This is a genomic window from Haloechinothrix sp. LS1_15, assembly GCF_033042135.1.
GTDB lineage: Bacteria > Actinomycetota > Actinomycetes > Mycobacteriales > Pseudonocardiaceae > Haloechinothrix.
Genome location: NZ_WBXM01000008.1, coordinates 1 through 18,608 on the forward strand (window position 1 = coordinate 1; position 18,608 = coordinate 18,608).

The window sequence follows — 18,608 nt, forward strand, 5'->3', positions numbered from 1 at the left end:
TCGCGAGAGCGCCTGCCCGAGGGCGGGCCGCAGGGCCACCCCCGGGGGGCGGGGGGCGGCCCCGCCCCCCCCCGCCCCCCCCCCGCGGGCGGGGGTGGGGGGCGCCCCCCCCGTGGTGCCCCGCCCCGGCCCGGCGGCGGGGGGGGGGGGGGGGGGGGGGGCGCCGGGGCGCCCCCCCCCCCCCGGGGGGGGGGGGGGCCCCCCGCCGCGGGCCGTAGCACTCCCCGGTGGTCAGCCCGCGGCCTCACCCCGCCAGGGAGAAGCCACGCCGTCGCCGTTCCTGTTCGAGTACCTCCCACCGGCGCAGGTTGTGGCGCGCGTCGGCCAGCGCGTCGTGCGCGTCGTTCGGTGCGGGCGGGAGCTTCGGCTTACCGAGATCCTCCCACCGCTGCCGCAGATCCCGGGTGAAGCGGGGAAGCTGCCTCGGCAAGGCGGGCATCGCTCCCCACAGCTGGGCGAGCGCCACATGATCGTACGCGGCCAGCCACGCCCACAGCTGCACCCCATCGCGCGGGTGGCCGAAGAACTCCAGCAGGTCCTCGCGGATGCCTGCGCGGCTACGCCAGGCGGGATCGCTACGCGGCGGGAGTTTCGGCAGCACGTGCTCGGCAACCCACGGCCCGGCCTTGCTCGCGTCGAACTCGGTCGAAACGGCGTAGAACTCTCTGCCGGATTCGGATACGACACCGATCGAGACCAGGTCGATCGTCACGCCGTCCTCGATGAACTCGGTGTCGTAGAAAAACCGCACCCGACAACCCTAATCGGCGGCAGCGGCCCGGCCAGCTCCGGCTCGCATCTCGCCGTCGCCTCCGGTCAGCTCCCTGCCGAGCTCGGGGTACGGGGGCCGACGTACCGGTACCGGGACACGGCATCGGCGACCTCGAGCTGCTCGGTCTCGGCGAGCTCCTTGGCCCTGGCCGCGTACATGTCGACGTACTCCTGGCCGGACAGCTCCATCAGGGCGTACATGACCTCGTCGGTGATCGCACGCTCCACGAACCGGTCACCGGCGAGACCCGAGTAGCGCGAGAAGTCGAGCGGCTCACCGATCCGGATCTCCAGCCTGCGGGGACGCCACATCCTCGAGCCGATGGGGTTGACCTTGTCGGTCCCGACCATAGCCACCGGGATCACCGGCACCCCGGCGTCCAGAGCGATGCGGGCGAGCCCGCTCTTGCCCTTGTAGAGCCGCCCGTCCGGCGAGCGGGTACCCTCCGGATAGATACCAAGAAGCCGCCCCTCTGCCAGCAGCCGCACCGAGGTGTCCAACGCGGCCTGCGCTGCCGAACCGCTGGAACGATCGATGGGGAACTGGCCGGTGCCGCTGAAGAACCACTTCTTCAGCTTCCCCTTGATGCCAGGACCCTCGAAGTACTCGCGCTTGGCGGGGAAGGTGATCCGGCGGGGCACGTAGCAGGGCAGGAAGAAGGAGTCGGCGACCGCGAGATGGTTACTGGCCAGTATCGCCGCTCCCGAGCGCGGGATGTTCTCCAGTCCCGTCACCCTGGTGGGCCATACGATGCGCATCAACGGCCCCAACAGCACGTACTTCAGCAACCAGTACAGCACGACGCACCCTACTTTCCACACCGGTCACGGCTCACCCAGCGAGTGATTCACCGGCCACACGCGCGGCGGAACCGCACGACCCTCGAGCATTCGACCTCGGCCAGCGCGCTCCCTACTGACTTGGCCGAACAGCTGGTGAGCAGCACTCGAGTGTCACGTCGTTCACTTTACGGACGAGCGCACCGCACGCACAACGAGCACCGGCGACCTCAACCCACCGAGCGACCGATCTCACATCGCCGTCCACCAACTCGATCTTCACCAGGCAGCGGCCGACCCGCACCTGGCCAACCGTGCCACCATGGAGGGATCCGAGCTCGGGTGTCGCGCCCGTTCACCGCGTGTACTCACCCGCAACCAGGAACCCACGACCGGCAGGACCGGCAGGAAGGTGTCGCCATGCACGTCACCCCCGGTGCGGAGTCGTTTTCCTACACCGGCTCCGGAAACGTGGGCGTGTTGCTGTGCCACGGTTTCACCGGCACCCCCGCCAGCATGGTGCCGTGGGGTGAACGACTGGCCAGCGAGGGGTTCACCGTGCGCTGTCCCCGGCTGCCCGGTCACGGCACGAACTGGCGGGAGCTGAACCGGACCCGATGGCAGGACTGGTACGACTGCGTGCGCTCGGCGGCGCTCGAGCTCTTCGACGAATGCGCCGATGTGTTTGCCTTCGGCCAGTCCATGGGTGGGACACTGACATTGCGGCTCGGCCAGGAGTTCGGTGACCGGATCGCCGGATTGACACTGGTCAACCCGTCCGTGACGACCCTACGCAAGGAGGTCGCGTTGCTCCCGCTGCTGTCGCGCCTGGTGCCCTCGGTGGCGGGGCTCGGCGGGGACATCGCCAAGCAGGGCGCGGCCGAGCTGAGCTATCCCAGGGTCCCGCTGCGGGCGGCGGCGAGTCTGGCGCAGCTGTGGAAGCATGTGCAGGCGGATCTCGGCAGCCTGACCCAGCCGGTACTGCTGTTCCACTCGCTCGTTGACCACGTTGTGGAACCCATGAACTCCGGCCTCATCGTGGAGCGGATCAGTAGCACCGACATCACCCACGTGATGCTGCGGAACAGCTTCCACGTGGCCACACTCGATCACGATGCACCCCGGATCTTCACCGACAGCATCGCGTTCGTCACGCGCGTACAGCAATCCCGAGTGGAAGCACCAGCATGAGCAAGACAGGTAGCCCCAACGGACCCAACGGGCCGGACGACCTCGACGCGGCGTTCAGCGAGATCGTCGCTGGCTTGCGCGCCGAAGGCATCGGCGAGGAGACCGAGTTCGGTAAGCGCACTCGTGACCGGCGTGGCAAGGACAGGCGCACCGACGACGCGTCGGGTAGCGCCGACACCGGGGCGGACGAGGTGACCGAACCGGACGGCGCCGACGCGCCCGGCACCGGCGATGACCGCGAGGCAAGCGAGATCGCCGATACCGGCGACGAGTGGGACGAACCCGACGCCGCAGCGGACGGTCCCGGCGGTCGCGACGTGGCAGGGCCACGCGCGGGTGGCACCGCCACGAGCGACTGGCGATCCAGCGACACCGACTGGGACTCCACGATGCTCTCCGACGAGGACCCGACCGCAGGGCTCGACGAGGACGAGCACTTCGTCCCGCCGGAACCTCCCCCGGTGCGCAAACCGGCGCACGGCACGGTGGTCGCCTGGCTGTTCCTCGCCGCTGGCGTGCTCATGCTGATCGCTCCTGGGCTCGTCGGTCTCGCCCCAGCCGTGAGTCTGCCGTTCGGCATCCTGTCCCTGGCCGCGGGACTCGGCCTGCTGCTGCTTCGGATCAAGGACGGGCCGCCCCCCGGATCGGACCCGGACAATGGCGCGCAAGTCTAGAGCGTGTCTCGGGGGCTAGCCGCCCGGTGCGCGGTGTCCGGCGGTAGGTCACTCAGCAGCTGATCCAGTTCCGCCGGTGTCAGCACCCCGGCTCCGCGTTCGCGTGCCAACGCGCCCTCCCGATCGTCTCCGGTGACCACCACCCGATGGTCGCCGGGCCCGGCCGCGTCGAGCCGACTCAGCAGCTCGCCCTCGCCCTTGCCGCCGGTCACCACCGTCACGCCGTCCCGCGTGCCGTGCGGCTCGGCTCCGGGTGGCACCACGAGAACCACGCGGGGCCACCACCACCATCCCGTGCCCTGATCCAGGCCAACGGCCCGTGCCGCGATTCCGTACTGCCGGAGCAGCGCCAGGTCGTCCCGCAGCCAGGGCAGGAACTCGGCGACCTCCGACGCGCAGGCGGGCTGTGGCCGCCCCTGCTGCCCGGTTCGCCGGGCAGGCACCTGCCCCGGTACAGCACGCCCGTCCACCAACAGGACGAGCTCCCTGCCGAGCTGCGCACGGAGAGCAGGCCATGCGGCAGCGAAGTCGCGCTGCAGGCGGTAGCGGACCACCTCCCGAGCAGGCACCCAGGCCAGCTTGGAACTCTCCGGGCTCCTGGCGCGCTGCCGTACCGGCGCCCGCACAGCAGCCAGTACGGTCGTGTACCGCCAGCTGCCGTGATCGTCGATGGAAGCGGCCGTCACTCGGACCGCATCGGCAGGGATACCGGCTTCCTCGGCGGCTTCCCGCAACGCCGCTCGCTCCGCCGTCTCGTCGCCGCGCATCGCCCCGCCGGGCACCGCCCACGTCCGGCCGTGCTGCAACCACCACGCCCTGCGCTGTAGCAGCACGCCACGGTCCGGGTCGGTGAGCAGCAACCCGGCCGCGCCGTGCTTGCCCCAGTGCCTGCGCCCGCAGGAGCAGGAGACGAACCCGTCACCGTCGCCGAAAAACACCCGACCAGCCTCGCACGGGCGGACCGCCGCCGGATACCGTCTCCCTGGCGAGAACCCCGGCACCCACCATGCCCGCCTCGTCACGGAGCTGCGCGGTGCGGATCCGTGCCAGCGGGCGGTGTCCAGCCCCGGTGAGTACGGTCCGGTAGTGTTCCCTGGCCTCGTCAAGGAACAGCGGCGCCGACTCGGACACACCTCCGGCGATCACGATGAGATCCGGATCGTAGACGTCGGCGACCAGGGAGAGTCCCTCACCGAGCCACCGGCCGAGCTCACCCATCGCCAGCTGCGCCACCGGGTCGCCGTCGCGCGCGGCGCCCGCGACTCGGCGTCCGGTGATCGATGCTGGATCACCGGTGGCTTCCCTGGTCAGCACGGTCGACTTTCCCGGGTACCTGGCAAGCAGCTCGATCGCGGTCGCGGCCAGCGCCGTCCCGCTGCAGTAGCGCTCCCAGCACCCTCGCTTGCCGCAGGAGCATGCCCGGCCGTCCGGGACCACCCGGAGGTGCCCCAGTTCCGGGGCGACCCCACTGGCGCCGCGGAATACCGCACCGTCGAGCAACATCGCTCCACCGATCCCGGTTCCGAGTGCGACCAGCGCGAGCACGCCAGCGCCGCGGCCGGACCCGTAGCGATGCTCGGCGACCGCGGCGGCGTTGGCATCGTGCTCAAGGATCACCGGCAGCCCGGTCCGCGTACCGAGCCGTTCGGCCACCGGGATGTCACGCCACGCCAGGTGGGGCGCGTACATGACGCGCTTCCGGTCGGCTGAGATGAACCCGGCTACGGCCAGCCCGACGGCTCCGATGGTGTGCCTGCGCCGGAGCAGCTCCACGACCCCGACAACGGCCTCTTCCAACGCATCCGAGTCGGCAGGGGTGCCCACACGCGCGGTATCGACAACGGTGCCGTTGCCGTTGATCACACCTGCCTGCACGCTGGTACCGCCGATGTCGATACCGACGGTCAGCACGCTACCGCCCCTCGGCATCTGTGGCGGCGCCCGCTTCGCGCCTGCGCACCGGGATGTGCTGGACCCTGCGCTGCCCGGGCCCCCTGGACTTCCCTGCGGCGGCGGCCGCCTGTGCCTCCGCCGGCCCCGCCTGCCCGTCACCGGCCGGGCCACCGTGCGCTGGTGCGCCGGAGGGACCGTACCCGGCCTGCCACCTGTCGGCCAGCACCGCGCGCAGCAACGCCACCAGCCGGGCGGCCTGCTCGGCCAACCGGGCGGCGAGCTCGGGACGCTCACCACGGACGATCGCGATCACCGCGCATAGCGGACACCAGCCGCCGTCACCCGCGGTGGCACCGCCATCGGTACGGTGCCCCTCGCCGGTTTCGGTGGCGTTCTCGCCGTTGTGCCCGGCCGCGAGAACGCTCTCCAGCCACGGTGAGGCGTGCTCGGTCACCAGCTCCACAAGCAGCCGGACCTCCTCGACCAGGCTGGCGACACCGTCCTGCTCGACCCGCTCGTACTCGGTGGTCATCGTTCCACGCTCCCTGCGGATACCTCGCCGCCTGCGGGGCCGCCTGGGCAGGCGGGCGGTCCCATGCTCACCACGAGACCGTCCTCGTCGTACTCGGCGCCGGTGACCTCGTAGGCGCGCAGCAACTCCGGCAGCGCGACCAGCCTGCGATGCCCGTCCAGGGTGATCGCCAGATCATCGTCCACTCTCGCGAGTTCGACAGCCGAGTTCCCGGCGAGCGGTAGTGCTACCCGCAGACGATACCCCCCGTCCGGTCCAGGACGGACCTGGAGAAGCGTGCCCTGTCCCGGAGCGTCGCCCGCGAGTGGATCGCCCCCGTCGTAGAGCTGCCGGGAGATCTCGGCCAGCGCGTCAAGCCCGACCGGTTCGGTCGCGCTGTGTTCCACGATACGTACCGGGGGCAGGCCCACCTCCCGAAGCTCGGCCAGCACCTCCTCCTGCTCGGCGCGCCGTTGCCGGAGCCACGACGCCGCGCCACCGCGCCAGAAGCCGGGGGCGGGCATCAACCGGTTGGCAACCAGACCGTCCACACGGATACCGCGCAGCGCCAACGCCGTCAGCGTGCGGCGGGTCTCGGCGACGACCATGCGTTCCGGGGTCAGCACCAGCCGCACCGCGGTGGTGTCGGTGTCGGTCAGCAGGGCTCGCAACGACTCGAGGTGGTCGGCGAGCCCGCGCGCGGTCGCGGCTGCCCCACCACGCCCGCGTTGGCCCTTGCGCCACCCGTACAGCCTGCGCAGGTACTCCGCGATCGCTTCGGGTAATGCCAGCAGTCGTAACGTCTCGGCGGTGGGCCCACAATCGACGACCACGGCGTGCCAGTAGCCCGATACCGCGTGACGCCGCACCTCACCGAGCGCAAGCAGCTCGTCCACGCCGGGGAGCACGGTCAGCTCCTCGGCGTCCAGGGCTTCGATGCCCACACCGGTCAGCGCCGTGCGCAACTGCCCGCGCAGCTCGTGCCACACCGAGTCCGCCAGCGCGCGCGGGTCGACCTGCACGGCCCGCAGCCTGTCGCGCACTGCGACGGGATCACTGCCCACCGGCACCCCGAAGGAGTCGGCAAGCGAATGCGCCGGATCCGTGGACACCACCAGCGTTCGCTTGCCCTGCTCGGCGAGCGTCGCCGCGGTGGCCGCGGCCAGCGTCGTCTTGCCGACTCCGCCCTTCCCGGTGAACAGCAGGAGCCTCAAGTCAACCCTCACCCTCCACCCGGCGCTTGAGTTCCTTCAACGCGGTATCCATGATCATCTTTTCCGCCTTGCGTCGAAGCAGGCCGATCATCGGGAGTACCAGCTCCACCGACAGCGTGTAGGTCACCTCGGTCCGCTGCCCGCCGTCGAGCGGGCGAAGCAGGTACTGACCGTGCTGCGCGCGTTGCATCTGGCCCTTGACGAGCTCCCAGGTCACCGACAGGCCGTCCGGCGCCCAGTCGTAACTGAGGGTGTAGACGTCCTTGACGGGCCCGGCGTCGAGGGTGAAGCGGACCTGGGCGGGCATGCCGTCGTCGCCGGTCTCCAGGACCTCGGTCTGCTGGACTGCCTTGGCCCATTCCGGATACGCCTCGAGATCTGCGATCACCGACATGATCCGGTCGGGGGGCGCGTCGATCACGATCGACTGAGTGGACTCCTCGGCCATGGCTCAACAGGGTAGCCGGACCATGCGGCGAGCTGTGCCTCGCCCACCGGAGCGCGGCACCGAAAGGCTACCAGCGCAGCACGTAGGGGGTCTCGTGACGCTTGAAGTATCCGACGTTGCGGCATTCGGTCATACCGATGCGCATGCGGTGCGCCAGCGGCTGATGCACGTGCCCGAACAGCGACCATCGCGGCGCGAACCGCTCGATGTGGCCGCGCAGTGCGGTCGAGCCGCACTCGGCGTTGCGCGCGACGACATCGTAGGTCAGGTCGGCGACATCAGGGGGGATGTGGCTGCAGAGCACGTCCACCTCGCCGACCGCGTCGACCGCGGCCTCGAAGTCGGCCGCGCTGCGCAGGTACGGGCGCCACGCGGGATTGGCGCGCGGCCAGGCTCCAGCGGGCCGCAACCCACCACCGACGAATCCGAACCGCAGGCCACCGATCTTGGTTACCTCACCGTCCAGCATGCCGACCGTCTCGCCCGTGAACTCCCGCCACAGCTCCGGCGAGTCGACGTTGCCGGGCGTTGCGTAGGTGGGTGCGCTCAACGCGCCGAACAGCTCCGCGTACTGCTCCCTGATGGCCTCGTCGACCGCCGCGTGTGGCTCGGTGAGGCTGCCCCACAGCGACTGTGAGAATGCCGCTAGCGCGTTCCTGTCACCGCTGCTGCGCAACTTGGCGAACGTAGCGACGTTGTCGGCGCCGAACAGCCGCCCCAGGATGCCGCCACTGTAATCGGAATAGTCCACGAAATCGATCAGATCGCCCAACACAACCAGCGCGTCGGCGCCCTCGCCCGCACGCGCCAACCCCTCGGCGTTGCCGTGCACGTCGGAGACCACATGTACCCGCATCATCGCCGACTCTACTGCCCGACGGGCGCGACAGGCGATGACGTGGCGGCAGGCTCAACCGAACTGCGCGTCGATCCAGTCCCGCACCACCGACGACAGCACCGGCAGCGGCACTGGGCCGCAGTCCAGTACCGCCGCGTGGAACCGGCGGATGTCGAACCGCCGACCCAGCCTGCTTTCCGCCTCCGAACGCAACCGCTGGATCTCGAGCCGCCCAACCATATAGGACAACGCTTGCGCCGGAACCGCGGCGTACCGGTCCACCTCTGCCACGATCTCGGACGGTGGTAGCGGGGTGTGTTCGAGGAGGTAGTCCATCGCGCGCCGCCTGCTCCAGCCGTAGGCGTGCAGGCCGGTGTCCACGACCAGCCGCGCCGCCCGCAACGATTCCTGCGCCAGCATGCCGAGCCGGGCAGGCTCACCCGAGTACAGTCCCATCTCGTCGGCCAGCCGCTCCGCGTACAGCGCCCACCCCTCCGCGTACGCGTCGACTTCGGCGATGCGCCGCAGCAGCGGGAGTTTGTCCAGGCCGTGCGCGGTGGTGACCTGGAAGTGGTGCCCGGGAATTGCCTCGTGGAAGGCGATCGCCTCGGCCAGGTAACGGCAACGCGACCCCGGGTCGGTGATGTTCGCGAAGTAGGTACCCCGCCGCGAGCCGTCCAGCGATGGCGGGGTGTAGTAGGCCACGGCGCCGTTGCCCGCTTCGGCTTCCGGGATCGGTTTGACCTCGATGGGCTCGGTGGGAAACCGGTCGAACCAGTAAGGGGCGACGGCCTCGGCTCTGCGGATCGCAGCGCGCGCCGCGTCGAGCAGCTCGCCAGCGCTCGACCAGCGCAGCCCGGTATCCCCCCGCAGCCGTTCGAAGATCTCCGCCACCCGGTGCGTTCCGAATACCCGCTCACCGGCCTCGGCGAACTCGCCGGTCAACCGCTCGATCAGCGACAGGCCCGTGTTATGCAGCTCATCGGGTCCGTACTCGGTCGTGGTGTACACGCTGGTCAGCGCCGTGTATCGGTGCTCACCGCCCGGCTGCCACCACAACCCGGCCTGCCCTTCCGGGCGTGCCCGCGGGGCGAGCTCGGTGGCCAGGAACATCCGGTATCGGGCGTAGGCGGGGCGCACCACGTCGGCCACCAGGGCGTCGCGGTGCCGCTCGAACCCGGGAACGTCCACCAGCGGGCGCACCGCGCACAGCGGATCGCCGTGCTGCCCACCGAGGTATCGGTCGAGGTAGGAGAGCCCGGCACGGACAAGGAACTCCGGAGGGGCGAGCCCACGCTCCAACCCGGCGCGTTGCCGCCCGGCCACCGTCGCCAGATACTCGGGTAACGCCGCGAGCCGGTCGAGGTAGCCGTGGGCCATCTCCTCGCTGTTCAGCCCGATCATCGGCAACGCGACCAGCGGCCACAGCGCGGGCGCGGAGAGCCCGTCGCTGACGGCGAACTCCTCGCTACGGACGTCGACGCGGGCGGCGAGCGCGCAGGCCTGCTGCACGATCAGCTCGCGGGTCGTCCGGTCGGCGTCGCTGAGCCGGACCGGGTCGACGGCGGTGGCGGCGCGGGCCACCGCCAGCGCCTGATCCCGACTGCGCTGCCTGCTCTCCTCGGCGTAGTCGGCGAGCCGGTGGTGCGGGCCGTCGAGGCCGAGCAGCGAGGCCTCGACCGGATCCGCTTCGGCCCTGGCCGCGACCAGCTCATCGGCGAGCGCGGAGATCTCGCCGTCCACCGCTGCCGGACCGCTCATGCCCGCACCGAGCACCACTGGCCGACGACGTCCTGCAACACCGACAGCGGGACCGAACCGCAACCCAACACCGTGTCGTGGAACGCACGGATGTCGAAGCCGTCGCCGAGCGTGCGCTCGGCGTCGGCGCGGATACGCTGGAGCTCCAGCCGCCCCACCATGTAGGCCAGCGCCTGGCCTGGGTAGGCGATGTACCGGTCGATCTCGGACGAGATCTCCACGAGCGGCATCGGCGTGTGCTCCGCCAGGTAATCGATCGCCTGCTGCCTGCTCCATCCCAGCGCGTGCAGCCCGGTGTCGACCACCAACCTGCCCGCGCGCATCGAATCGTTCACCAGCATGCCGAGCAGCGCGATGTCGTCCGAGTACAGGCCCATCTCATCGGCCAGCCGTTCGGTATAGAGCCCCCACCCTTCGATGTAGGCGGTGACACCGGCGACGGTGCGCAGCAACGGCAGGTGCGTCAGCCGCTGTGCGGTGCTGAGCTGGAAGTGGTGGCCGGGAATGACCTCGTGGAAGGCCGTGGCCTCCGAGATGTGCCGGAACCGCTCGGTGGCCTGGTGGGTATTGGCGAAGTAGATGCCCGGGCGGGAGCCGTCGGCGGCCGGTTGCATGTAGTAGGCGGCAGGCGCGCCGGGTGCCTGGGCCGCAGGCACCTCCCTGACTTCCCACGGCTGCGGCGGGATACTGCCGAACCAGCGGGGTGCCTCCTGCTCGGCGCGCTCGATGGCCGACCGAGCGTGCGCCAGCAACTCCTCGGCGCTTCCCCACTGCAGTGACGGGTCGGAGCGCAGCCGGTGGAAGATCGTCCCGAGATCGCGGGTGCCGAAAGCGCGGGAGCCGATCTCGGAGTACTCCCCTGCCAGCTGCTCGATCAGCGACAGCCCCGTCCGGTGCAGCTCCTCCGGCGCGCGGTCCGTGGTGGTGTGCACCCGCGCGAGCGTGCGGTAGATCTCCTCGCCGCCCGGCAGCCAGCACAGTCCGGGACGCTCGGCCGGGCGCGCGTGCTCGGCGATCTCGCTGGCCAGCCCCTCCCGGTAACGGGCGAACGCGGGCCGGACCACCTCGGCCAACAGCCGGTCGCGCTCGGCGTCGAAGTCACCATCGGGTTGGCCGGTGGCGGGGCGCAGCAGCGGATCGGCGGCCTCGTCGGCCAGGTACCGGTCGATGTGCTCGATGGCGGCGTCCACCAGGTGCCGGACCGGTGTCCTGCCCGAACGCACCCCGGCGCGGTGCCGGTCGAGCGCGGCGTCGAGATAGGCGGGGATCCGGGCCAGCCGGTCAAGATAGGTCCGTGCCGCGTCGCCGTCGCCGAGAGTCAGCAGGGGGAGCAGCGTGAGCAGCCGGGAGGCAGGCGCCACGAACATGTCGGTCACGGTGAACTCGGCGTCGGCCACCTCGATCGAGTCCACTGTGGTCCGGGCGTGGTGGATGACCACGTCGCGCGTGACCCGGTCCGTCGCATCGAGCTGCTCGTCCTCGAAAGAGAGGGCGCGATCGAGCACATCCCGCATCCGGTCGGCGGTACGACGCTCATCCTCCTCGCTGATGTCGCCGAGACCCGGCCGGGTGCCGTCCAGGCCGAGCAGTGCGGGCTGGATCGGATTGGCATCGAACATGATCTCCAACAGCTCGTCCGCCAACCGTGTTATATCGGTCATACCGTGCCCTCCCTGTCGTGCCTGTCGTGCCGGGTCTGGTTCGCTAGGCGGCTCCACAGGGCGCGATCGGCGCCCGTAGCGCGCCCTGTGAGCCTAGTACCACAGCGGCGGGCGGTGATCCTCACGGTTCGCCGCCCGCTCGGCGCGACACAGCTCGGCGACGCCGGGGCCGGACCACTCGACTCGATTGCCTACTGCCACACGGTCGGCTACGCTATGTGATCGAGGTCGCACGGTTTTGTCACCGAACTGTACGAGCTGGGGTGTAGCAGTGAGCTCTCGATGGGACAGCGACTTCTTCGGCCCGCCCGAAGGCGAGACGATCCTGCCCGAAGTGATCACCGGCGACATGGTCGCTGGTGAGGACGACGATATTCCCCCGGTGGTGTGGACGCCGACAGCGACGGCGTGGGATGAGGGGGACAATCTGCGCCTGGTGCTGCGGCAGCTGGATACGGCGGAGCAGGCGCTTCTGGTGTTCACGTCGTTGGAGAAGCTGGCCGAGGGGTGTGGGCTGGAACAACCGTACGTGAGTATCCGGACGGAGTGGCTGGAGCAACTGCGCTACACGGCGGGCGCGGATCGCATACTGTGGGATGCGGTCCTGGCGCCGGAGATCCGGCAGTACGGCGAATATCGAAGGGACAGCGGCGATGGGCAGTGACGGGCATGCCGTCTCGGAAGAGACCCTGAGCGAGGTGACCGGTCAGCTGACGAATGCGGCTGATCATCTGGATTCGTTGCGCGAGCCTCCCGACACTGTGACGGCCGGAACGCCGACGCCGGCCATCGCGGCAGCGGTGGCGCATCTGGCGGCGCAGACCGAGGAGTTCATGGGGCAGCTCGGCGGGGCAGGCCAGGCGGTGACCGACTCGTGGCGTGACTATGCCCGGGTGGAGGATGACCACGCAGGTCAGCTCGATGATCTCGGGCCGCGCGATACCGTCGAACGCGACGACACGAGTTCCGATCTACCCACCGGTGACAACGTCGCCTGAACCATCCTGTGGTGGCCCCGGCACATCGACTGGACCGACAAGGAGGGGTATGACGCTCGATATCACGGTGGATGCCACTCCATCATCGATCGAGCTCCTCGCCGGGTGGCTCAGGTCCACCTCCCGGGAGGTGGAAAGGTGTGCCGACGCAGCCAACCAAGCCGGGCAGGTGTCCAGAGACGGGTGGCAAGGCGCTGCCGGTGACGGGTTCCGCCATGCCATCACCGCTGTCCGTGACGGCGGGGACGAGCTCGCCCAGGAGTACTATGCGCTTGCCATCCGCCTGGACGAGTTCGCCAGCGCCATCACCGCAGTGCGCAACACCATGGACAAGGCGCGCGAGCATGGTCGCGACGGGGGCCTGACCTGCACCGAGACGGAGATTCATCCGCCAGGCGATCCGCCTCCACGACCGGACCTCATCGTGCAGAGCTCCCCACAGAACTCGTGGCAGGATCAGGCGGACAACCACGCCGAGTGGGCCGCCTGGAACGACTGGGGAGCCCAAGCCCGCACCTACGCCGGGTGCAGCACCCTCGTACTGGAAGCTCGCGCGAAGGAAGACGAGGCCAACAACGCGATGCTCGACGTTGTCGAGGCCATCGGACAACGCTGGCCCATTGCCACTTTGGACTTCGTCACAGGCCTTTCCGCAAGCTACATCACACGCCAGAACACCTGGCGAGCCAACGCCACCCACCTCCGCGACCTCGCAGAATCGCACCGCCATGCCGCAGGCGACACCGCTCGCGGCACCTCGACCCGATCCAGCCACATGGTCCAAGCCATGGTCGCCGACGCTCGCGCACACGCCCAAGAACTGCGCACACAACACAGCCGCATCGGCCAATGGATGGACCGACTACCACCACACATCAAATCCATGATTACCGCAGACGTCAGGGCATTTGCCTCACGTCACGCACCATTCCTGGAGAAGGCTCCAGCGATTCTCAAGGAGGTCCGTCTCAGCGGTGGCGTCCTGGCCGCAGGTGCCGTCGCCTTGGACATCTCTGAGGGCAAAGACCCCACCACCAGCGTCATGGCCGGCGCAGGCGCGCTCGTGACCGGCGCAGGGGCCGCGATGCTGTTCAGCAACCCGTGGACAGCCGCGGGCGCTGGTCTGATCGTCGGCACCGGCACCGCCATCGGCATTCACGAGCTCGGCCCAGACGCCGAGGACGCGCTCATCATCGCGCCCGGCAGGGACCCCGACACCGGCGCGATCAACCTCAACTCCAACCAGCTCGATCAACACCATGAGTGAACACCCACAGCTACCCCCCAAACCCGACCCCGAAACCGGTGAACCCCGCCCACCTCGCGCACCGAGCGACCGACGAGATCATCCCAGGCCCCAACCTTGGAATCCGCGCAAAGTCCGACAACCACCAGGCGAAGGACCTCCATTGGCATGGAGCTACGGCGAATGGCGACACCAAGTCGTGCTGTTCGCTTTGACTGCTGCTGCACTTGGCCTGGTGGCCACCTGGCGCTACACCGGACTCTCCTGGATGACGGAGTGGGCGCCATGGGGAATTATTGTAACTTTAAGCTTCCTGTTCTCGTGCGGAGTACACGCCTTTCCTGTTTCCGCAGGATCAGACTGGCTGAAATTCCGCCGTGCACAGGTGAAAACATACGAACTCGTATCCATAACAAGTGATCAGTCTATATCAACCGTCACTCTACATTTTCGTGACAAAAATGGAAACTATCTCCGCGCAAGACTACAAGAACTGACACACTCGCCCGATCTGTGGGATCTGGTCTACAACGGCATACGGCACTCAGTAGCCAACGGCGCGCACGTCGACCAGCTAGCACTACAACGGCTACGGCTCCACGACGCGGTCCGATTGCGTGACAACCCCGATCGAGCCGACTGAACGCGCCGACTCCCGACCCGCCAATAGACCGTCACTTATCGTCCGGGATGGCGCCCTGCCGGTCCTGCGTGCCCCGATCCGCGCGGGTGACCGTATGTGCTATACCGCCGACTGGCCCGACGTGGCACACCCCGACGGCCGGTTCCACCGCGCGGTACCGTGATGGTCGTGGCCGTGACCGACCCAGCCGACGCTCGTCTGCTCGCCGCGCTCGCCGAGCACGGCGGGCTACCGGTGCCCGATCTCGCCGCGCGCATCGGCATGGATCCGAGGGAAGCCGCATACCGGCTCGTCGGCCTTGCCAGCCTCGGGGCCCCACTGCGGGTCGGCGTGGACTGCGATCCGCAGGGTATTCGCAACCTGCTGGCGCAGGCACCCGGTCACCCGTCTCAGCCGCAGCAGGCACAACCACAGCACGCCCAGCAACCCCCACAGCAACCCCCACAGCAGCCCCCGCAGCACACCCCGCCGCACGGGCAGCAGCAGCCCCCGCAGCAGCCACAGCAGCCGCCTGCGACACCGCAGGGGACATCCCAGCAGGCGACCGCCGCCCCACCACCGGCCGAGGCGCCGACGAACATCTGGGGGCCGCCGCAGAGCGCGTCCTGGGCACGCGGGGACCGTGCTCACGATCCCGGAACCGACCACGGCGGGCGGTAACGCGCCGCACGGATACTCCGGAACACGCCCGGCGCCCCGGTGCCCGCGGGCACTCGGGCACTCGGGCACGTCCCGAGGGCCCGCCCCTATCGCTGGGCGCGTAGCACTTCGAGCGCCGCCGCCAGATCGGCCGGGTAATCCGAGGTGAACTCGACCCACCGGCCGTCATCGGGATGCGCGAAGCCCAGCGATCGGGCGTGCAGCCACTGGCGCGGCACGTCCAAGCTCCTGGCCAGCACCGGGTCCGCACCGTAGGTGATGTCGCCGACACACGGGTGGTGCAGCGCCGCGAAGTGCACCCTGATCTGGTGCGTCCGGCCGGTCTCCAGCGCGACATCCACCAGCGAGGCCGAGCGGAACGCCTCGATCACCTCGTAGTGAGTCACGCTGGGCTTGCCGTCGGAGACCACGGCGAACTTGTAATGGTGCTTGGGATGCCGGTCGATGGGGGCATCGATGGTGCCCTTACTCGGATCGGGATGCCCCTGCACGAGGGCGTGGTAGCCCTTCTCAACCGCGCGCGACTTGAACGCGCGCTTCAGCGCCGTGTAGGCGAGTTCGCTCTTGGCCACCACCATCACCCCGGTGGTACCGACGTCCAACCGGTGCACCACACCCTGGCGCTCCTCCGCACCCGAGACGGACACCCGCACCCCCGCCGCGGCCAGTCCGCCCACCACGGTCGGCCCGTCCCAGCCGGGGCTGGGGTGTGCCGCGACGCCCACGGGTTTGTCCACCACCACGATGTGATCGTCGTTGTGCAGGATGCGCAGCCCAGGCACCGCCACCGGCGGCTCCGGTTCGGCGTCCGCCCCCGCTCGCGGGTCCGGCAACGTGACTTCCAGGAGCGTTCCCGCGGCGAGCCGGTCCGACTTGTCCACCGGCTTGCCATCGAGTTCCACATGCCCCTCGGCAACCAGCTCGGCCACCGCGCTGCGCGACATCCCGAGCAACTTCGCCAACCCGGCATCGACCCGCATGCCGTCCAACCCGTCCGGGACGGGCATCATGCGCGTTGTCACTCGCGACTCCCCCCGCTGGTGTCCTCGGTGGGGTTCCCCGTGCCTTCGCCGGAGGATTCCGTGGTCGCGCCGGTCCCCGTGCCCCCGTCGGCCGCCGGGTCCGCGGCGCCCTCGCCGTCGTCCGTTCCGGTCTGCGCTGCTTCCGGCCCGCCGTCCCGTCGGCCGTCGTAGTCCCGACCGAGCAGGGTCAGCACCACGACTGTGACCGCGCCGACGACGATAGCCGCATCCGCCACGTTGAACACCGGCCAGATCCGCCCGTCCGGCGCGAACAGCGACACGAAGTCCACCACATGCCCCTGGAACACGCCCGGCTCCCGGAACAGCCGGTCGGTGAGGTTACCGAGCGCGCCACCCAGCACACCCCCGAGCGCCAGCGCCCACACCCGCGAACGCAGGTGACGCGAGATCCAGATGATCGCGACGACCACGCCGATCGCGATCAGCGCGAGCAGCCACGTGACGCCGCTGGCCATCGAGAACGCCGCTCCAGGATTGCGCACCAGTTGCAGGTACGCGACACCACCGAGCACCGGTACCGGCTCAGCGCCTTCCAACATCGCCACGGCGACCACCTTGGTCACCACGTCGGCCACCATCACGATCGCGGCCACCGCCGCGACCCACCCGATCCGCCGGGGCGGCTGCTGCTCACTCGTCACGTGCTCATTGTCCCGTGACCGCACATCGGTCCGCGCACCCCGCCCTTGTGTGCACTACCTGCCACGGTCACCGGCCGGTCTCACCCTTCCAGCGAGCGAGCCGACCCGCGCGGTCGACCGCCCGGATACGCTGCTCGGTGGCCGACCGCACGCCGTCCGTGGTCACGATCAGCAGCTCGTCCCTTTCCGTCAGCCGGGTGGAATCGCTTGGCGTGAAACCCGTGCCGTTGCGCACGACCAGGCTCACCGTGGCGCCCTTCGGCAGCCGCAGCTCCGCGATGTACACGCCGTGCAGTTTGGAGCCCGGCCGGATGGTCACCTGTAGCAGGTTGGCCCCGAGGTGGTCCAGCGGCGCCGAATCCACCTGCATCTCACGCGGCTCGGTGTCGCTGGCGACGCCGAGCAGCCGCGCCAGCGGCGACATCGTCAGCCCCTGCAGCAATGTGAATACCACGACCAGCACGAACACCGCGTCCAACAGCGCGTCCGCACCCGGGACGCCCTGCGCGTACGGGATCGTGGCGAGCACGATCGGCACCGCACCGCGCAACCCCGCCCACGAGATGAAGGCCTGCTCACGCCACGGCACCCGGAACGGCAACAGCGCGGGGATCACCGACACCGGCCGTGCGAGGAACAGCACGATCGCACCCGCCAGCAGTCCGGGCAGCACCGCGGTCGGTTCGAGCAGCCGCCCCGGCGAGGCGAACAGGCCGAGCATCACGAACAGTCCGATCTGGGCCAGCCAACCGAGGCCTTCGGCGAAGGACAGCGTGTCCGAGCGGTGGGGCAGCCGCGAGTTGCCGAGTACCACTCCGGCGAGGTACGTGGCCAGCAGCCCGGATGCCTGCAACAGTTGCCCCGAAGCGAACGCGAACACGCACACCGCGACCGTGGCCAGCGGGTACAGACCGGTGGCAGGCAACGCCGCGCGCCGTAACGCCTGCGCGCCCAACCAGCCCAGCGCCAACCCTACGAGGCCGCCCACCACGAGCTGATAGAGCACATCCACCGGCACCAACCAGCTCGCGGGTTCCGTGCCTGCCAGCAGCACGACCATGATGTAGACGGGGGCGTCGTTGAGCCCGGATTCCAGCTCCAGGGTGCCCGACAGGCGCTTGCGCAGCCCCTTGCTCCGCAACACACTGAACACCGCCGCCGCGTCGGTGGACGACAGCACCGCACCCCAGAGCAGGGCGGTCCGCCAGTCGAGGCCGAGCGCGTAGTGCGTGGCCGTGCCGATGACCAGGATGCTGATCCCGACCGACACGGTGGCCAGCGCGACACCAGGCCCCAGCGCGGGTCGCACCGAGCGCCAGCGCGTGGTCAAGCCCCCCTCTGCCAGGATCATCACCAGCGCCGCTATCCCCAGTGCCTGCGCCAGCTCCGCATCGTCGAAGGCGATCCCGAACCCGGCTTCGCCAAGCACCACACCGATCGCGAGGTACAACAGCAGGGACGGCAGGCCGAGCCGGATGGAGAAGCGGACAGCCACCACCGCGGCGAGCAGGACAGCCGCCCCGACACCCAGGATGAACGGGAGCTCCTGCACAGTACCTCCACCGGACTGCCGTGGCGCAGGACAAGCCGCTGTCCGTTACCGTGTGCCACCGGCGGCAGACCCGGCTGCCCGTG

The 18,608-nt window shown here is 69.6% G+C and carries 19 protein-coding genes; 6 read left to right on the forward strand and 13 right to left on the reverse strand.

Translation table 11 applies throughout. The features are described 5' to 3' along the window. Positions 1–244 precede the first annotated feature (244 nt). Together F8178_RS13360 and F8178_RS13365 are read right to left on the reverse strand one after the other, a co-directional pair. Positions 245–751 (reverse strand): polyadenylate-specific 3'-exoribonuclease AS, encoded by a 507-nt coding sequence (locus F8178_RS13360; RefSeq protein WP_317495104.1) that lies wholly within the window; start codon positions 749–751, stop codon positions 245–247. 65 nt (positions 752–816) lie between these two features. Beyond that, complete coding sequence (locus F8178_RS13365) at positions 817–1,572, reverse strand: lysophospholipid acyltransferase family protein (RefSeq protein WP_317495105.1); 756 nt, start codon at positions 1,570–1,572, stop codon at positions 817–819. 399 nt (positions 1,573–1,971) lie between these two features. On the opposite strand from F8178_RS13365, the gene F8178_RS13370 reads away from it, so the two are divergent. Together F8178_RS13370 and F8178_RS13375 are read left to right on the forward strand one after the other, a co-directional pair. Further along, a complete protein-coding gene (locus F8178_RS13370; RefSeq protein WP_317495106.1) occupies positions 1,972–2,742 on the forward strand; it encodes an alpha/beta fold hydrolase in 771 nt (256 codons plus the stop codon). Next, a complete protein-coding gene (locus F8178_RS13375) occupies positions 2,739–3,416 on the forward strand; it encodes a hypothetical protein (RefSeq protein WP_317495107.1) in 678 nt (225 codons plus the stop codon). Before F8178_RS13370 ends, F8178_RS13375 begins: the two co-directional genes overlap by 4 nt. Here the strand turns inward: F8178_RS13375 and F8178_RS13380 are convergent. From F8178_RS13380 to F8178_RS13415, 8 genes are all read right to left on the reverse strand, one after another. Further along, the gene (locus F8178_RS13380) at positions 3,413–4,354 is read right to left on the reverse strand and encodes an NUDIX domain-containing protein (protein ID WP_317495108.1); all 942 of its coding nucleotides are present in this window, start codon (positions 4,352–4,354) and stop codon (positions 3,413–3,415) included. The genes F8178_RS13375 and F8178_RS13380 overlap by 4 nt on opposite strands. Further along, on the reverse strand, positions 4,335–5,312 hold the full coding sequence (locus tag F8178_RS13385) for an ROK family protein (protein WP_396345541.1): 978 nt from the start codon (positions 5,310–5,312) through the stop codon (positions 4,335–4,337). Before F8178_RS13385 ends, F8178_RS13380 begins: the two co-directional genes overlap by 20 nt. 16 nt (positions 5,313–5,328) lie before the next feature. After that, the gene (locus tag F8178_RS13390) at positions 5,329–5,841 is read right to left on the reverse strand and encodes a hypothetical protein (protein ID WP_317495110.1); all 513 of its coding nucleotides are present in this window, start codon (positions 5,839–5,841) and stop codon (positions 5,329–5,331) included. After that, positions 5,838–7,034 (reverse strand): ArsA family ATPase, encoded by a 1,197-nt coding sequence (locus F8178_RS13395; protein ID WP_317495300.1) that lies wholly within the window; start codon positions 7,032–7,034, stop codon positions 5,838–5,840. The genes F8178_RS13390 and F8178_RS13395 overlap by 4 nt, the downstream gene beginning before the upstream one ends. A gap of 1 nt (position 7,035) precedes the next feature. Beyond that, entirely contained in the window at positions 7,036–7,482 is a 447-nt protein-coding gene (locus F8178_RS13400; protein ID WP_317495111.1) for an SRPBCC family protein, read from the reverse strand. 67 nt (positions 7,483–7,549) lie between these two features. Next, entirely contained in the window at positions 7,550–8,338 is a 789-nt protein-coding gene (locus F8178_RS13405; RefSeq protein ID WP_317495301.1) for a metallophosphoesterase, read from the reverse strand. A 54-nt stretch (positions 8,339–8,392) separates the two neighbouring features. Continuing rightward, the gene (locus tag F8178_RS13410; RefSeq protein WP_317495112.1) at positions 8,393–10,081 is read right to left on the reverse strand and encodes a DUF885 domain-containing protein; all 1,689 of its coding nucleotides are present in this window, start codon (positions 10,079–10,081) and stop codon (positions 8,393–8,395) included. Continuing rightward, positions 10,078–11,742: a DUF885 domain-containing protein gene (locus F8178_RS13415; protein ID WP_317495113.1), complete on the reverse strand. Its 1,665-nt coding sequence runs from the start codon at positions 11,740–11,742 to the stop codon at positions 10,078–10,080. The genes F8178_RS13410 and F8178_RS13415 overlap by 4 nt, the downstream gene beginning before the upstream one ends. Positions 11,743–12,013: 271 nt before the next feature. On the opposite strand from F8178_RS13415, the gene F8178_RS13420 reads away from it, so the two are divergent. The 4 genes from F8178_RS13420 to F8178_RS13435 all read left to right on the forward strand — a co-directional run bounded on the left by F8178_RS13420 (position 12,014) and on the right by F8178_RS13435 (position 15,289). Then, on the forward strand, positions 12,014–12,406 hold the full coding sequence (locus F8178_RS13420) for an SAV_915 family protein (protein WP_317495114.1): 393 nt from the start codon (positions 12,014–12,016) through the stop codon (positions 12,404–12,406). Beyond that, positions 12,396–12,740, forward strand: a complete 345-nt coding sequence (locus tag F8178_RS13425; protein ID WP_317495115.1) for a hypothetical protein — start codon at positions 12,396–12,398, stop codon at positions 12,738–12,740. The genes F8178_RS13420 and F8178_RS13425 overlap by 11 nt, the downstream gene beginning before the upstream one ends. Before the next feature lie 49 nt (positions 12,741–12,789). Further along, on the forward strand, positions 12,790–14,007 hold the full coding sequence (locus F8178_RS13430) for a hypothetical protein (RefSeq protein ID WP_317495116.1): 1,218 nt from the start codon (positions 12,790–12,792) through the stop codon (positions 14,005–14,007). Positions 14,008–14,797: 790 nt separating this feature from the next. After that, entirely contained in the window at positions 14,798–15,289 is a 492-nt protein-coding gene (locus F8178_RS13435) for a hypothetical protein (RefSeq protein WP_317495117.1), read from the forward strand. 86 nt (positions 15,290–15,375) lie between these two features. On the opposite strand, the gene F8178_RS13440 is transcribed toward F8178_RS13435, so the two are convergent. The 3 genes from F8178_RS13440 to F8178_RS13450 all read right to left on the reverse strand — a co-directional run bounded on the left by F8178_RS13440 (position 15,376) and on the right by F8178_RS13450 (position 18,525). Continuing rightward, positions 15,376–16,299, reverse strand: a complete 924-nt coding sequence (locus F8178_RS13440; RefSeq protein WP_317495302.1) for an RluA family pseudouridine synthase — start codon at positions 16,297–16,299, stop codon at positions 15,376–15,378. Between the two features lie 8 nt (positions 16,300–16,307). Then, positions 16,308–16,973, reverse strand: coding sequence for a signal peptidase II (gene lspA, locus F8178_RS13445; RefSeq protein WP_317495118.1), 666 nt, complete (start codon positions 16,971–16,973; stop codon positions 16,308–16,310). 67 nt (positions 16,974–17,040) lie between these two features. After that, the gene (locus tag F8178_RS13450) at positions 17,041–18,525 is read right to left on the reverse strand and encodes a potassium/proton antiporter (RefSeq protein WP_317495119.1); all 1,485 of its coding nucleotides are present in this window, start codon (positions 18,523–18,525) and stop codon (positions 17,041–17,043) included. Positions 18,526–18,608 lie beyond the last annotated feature (83 nt).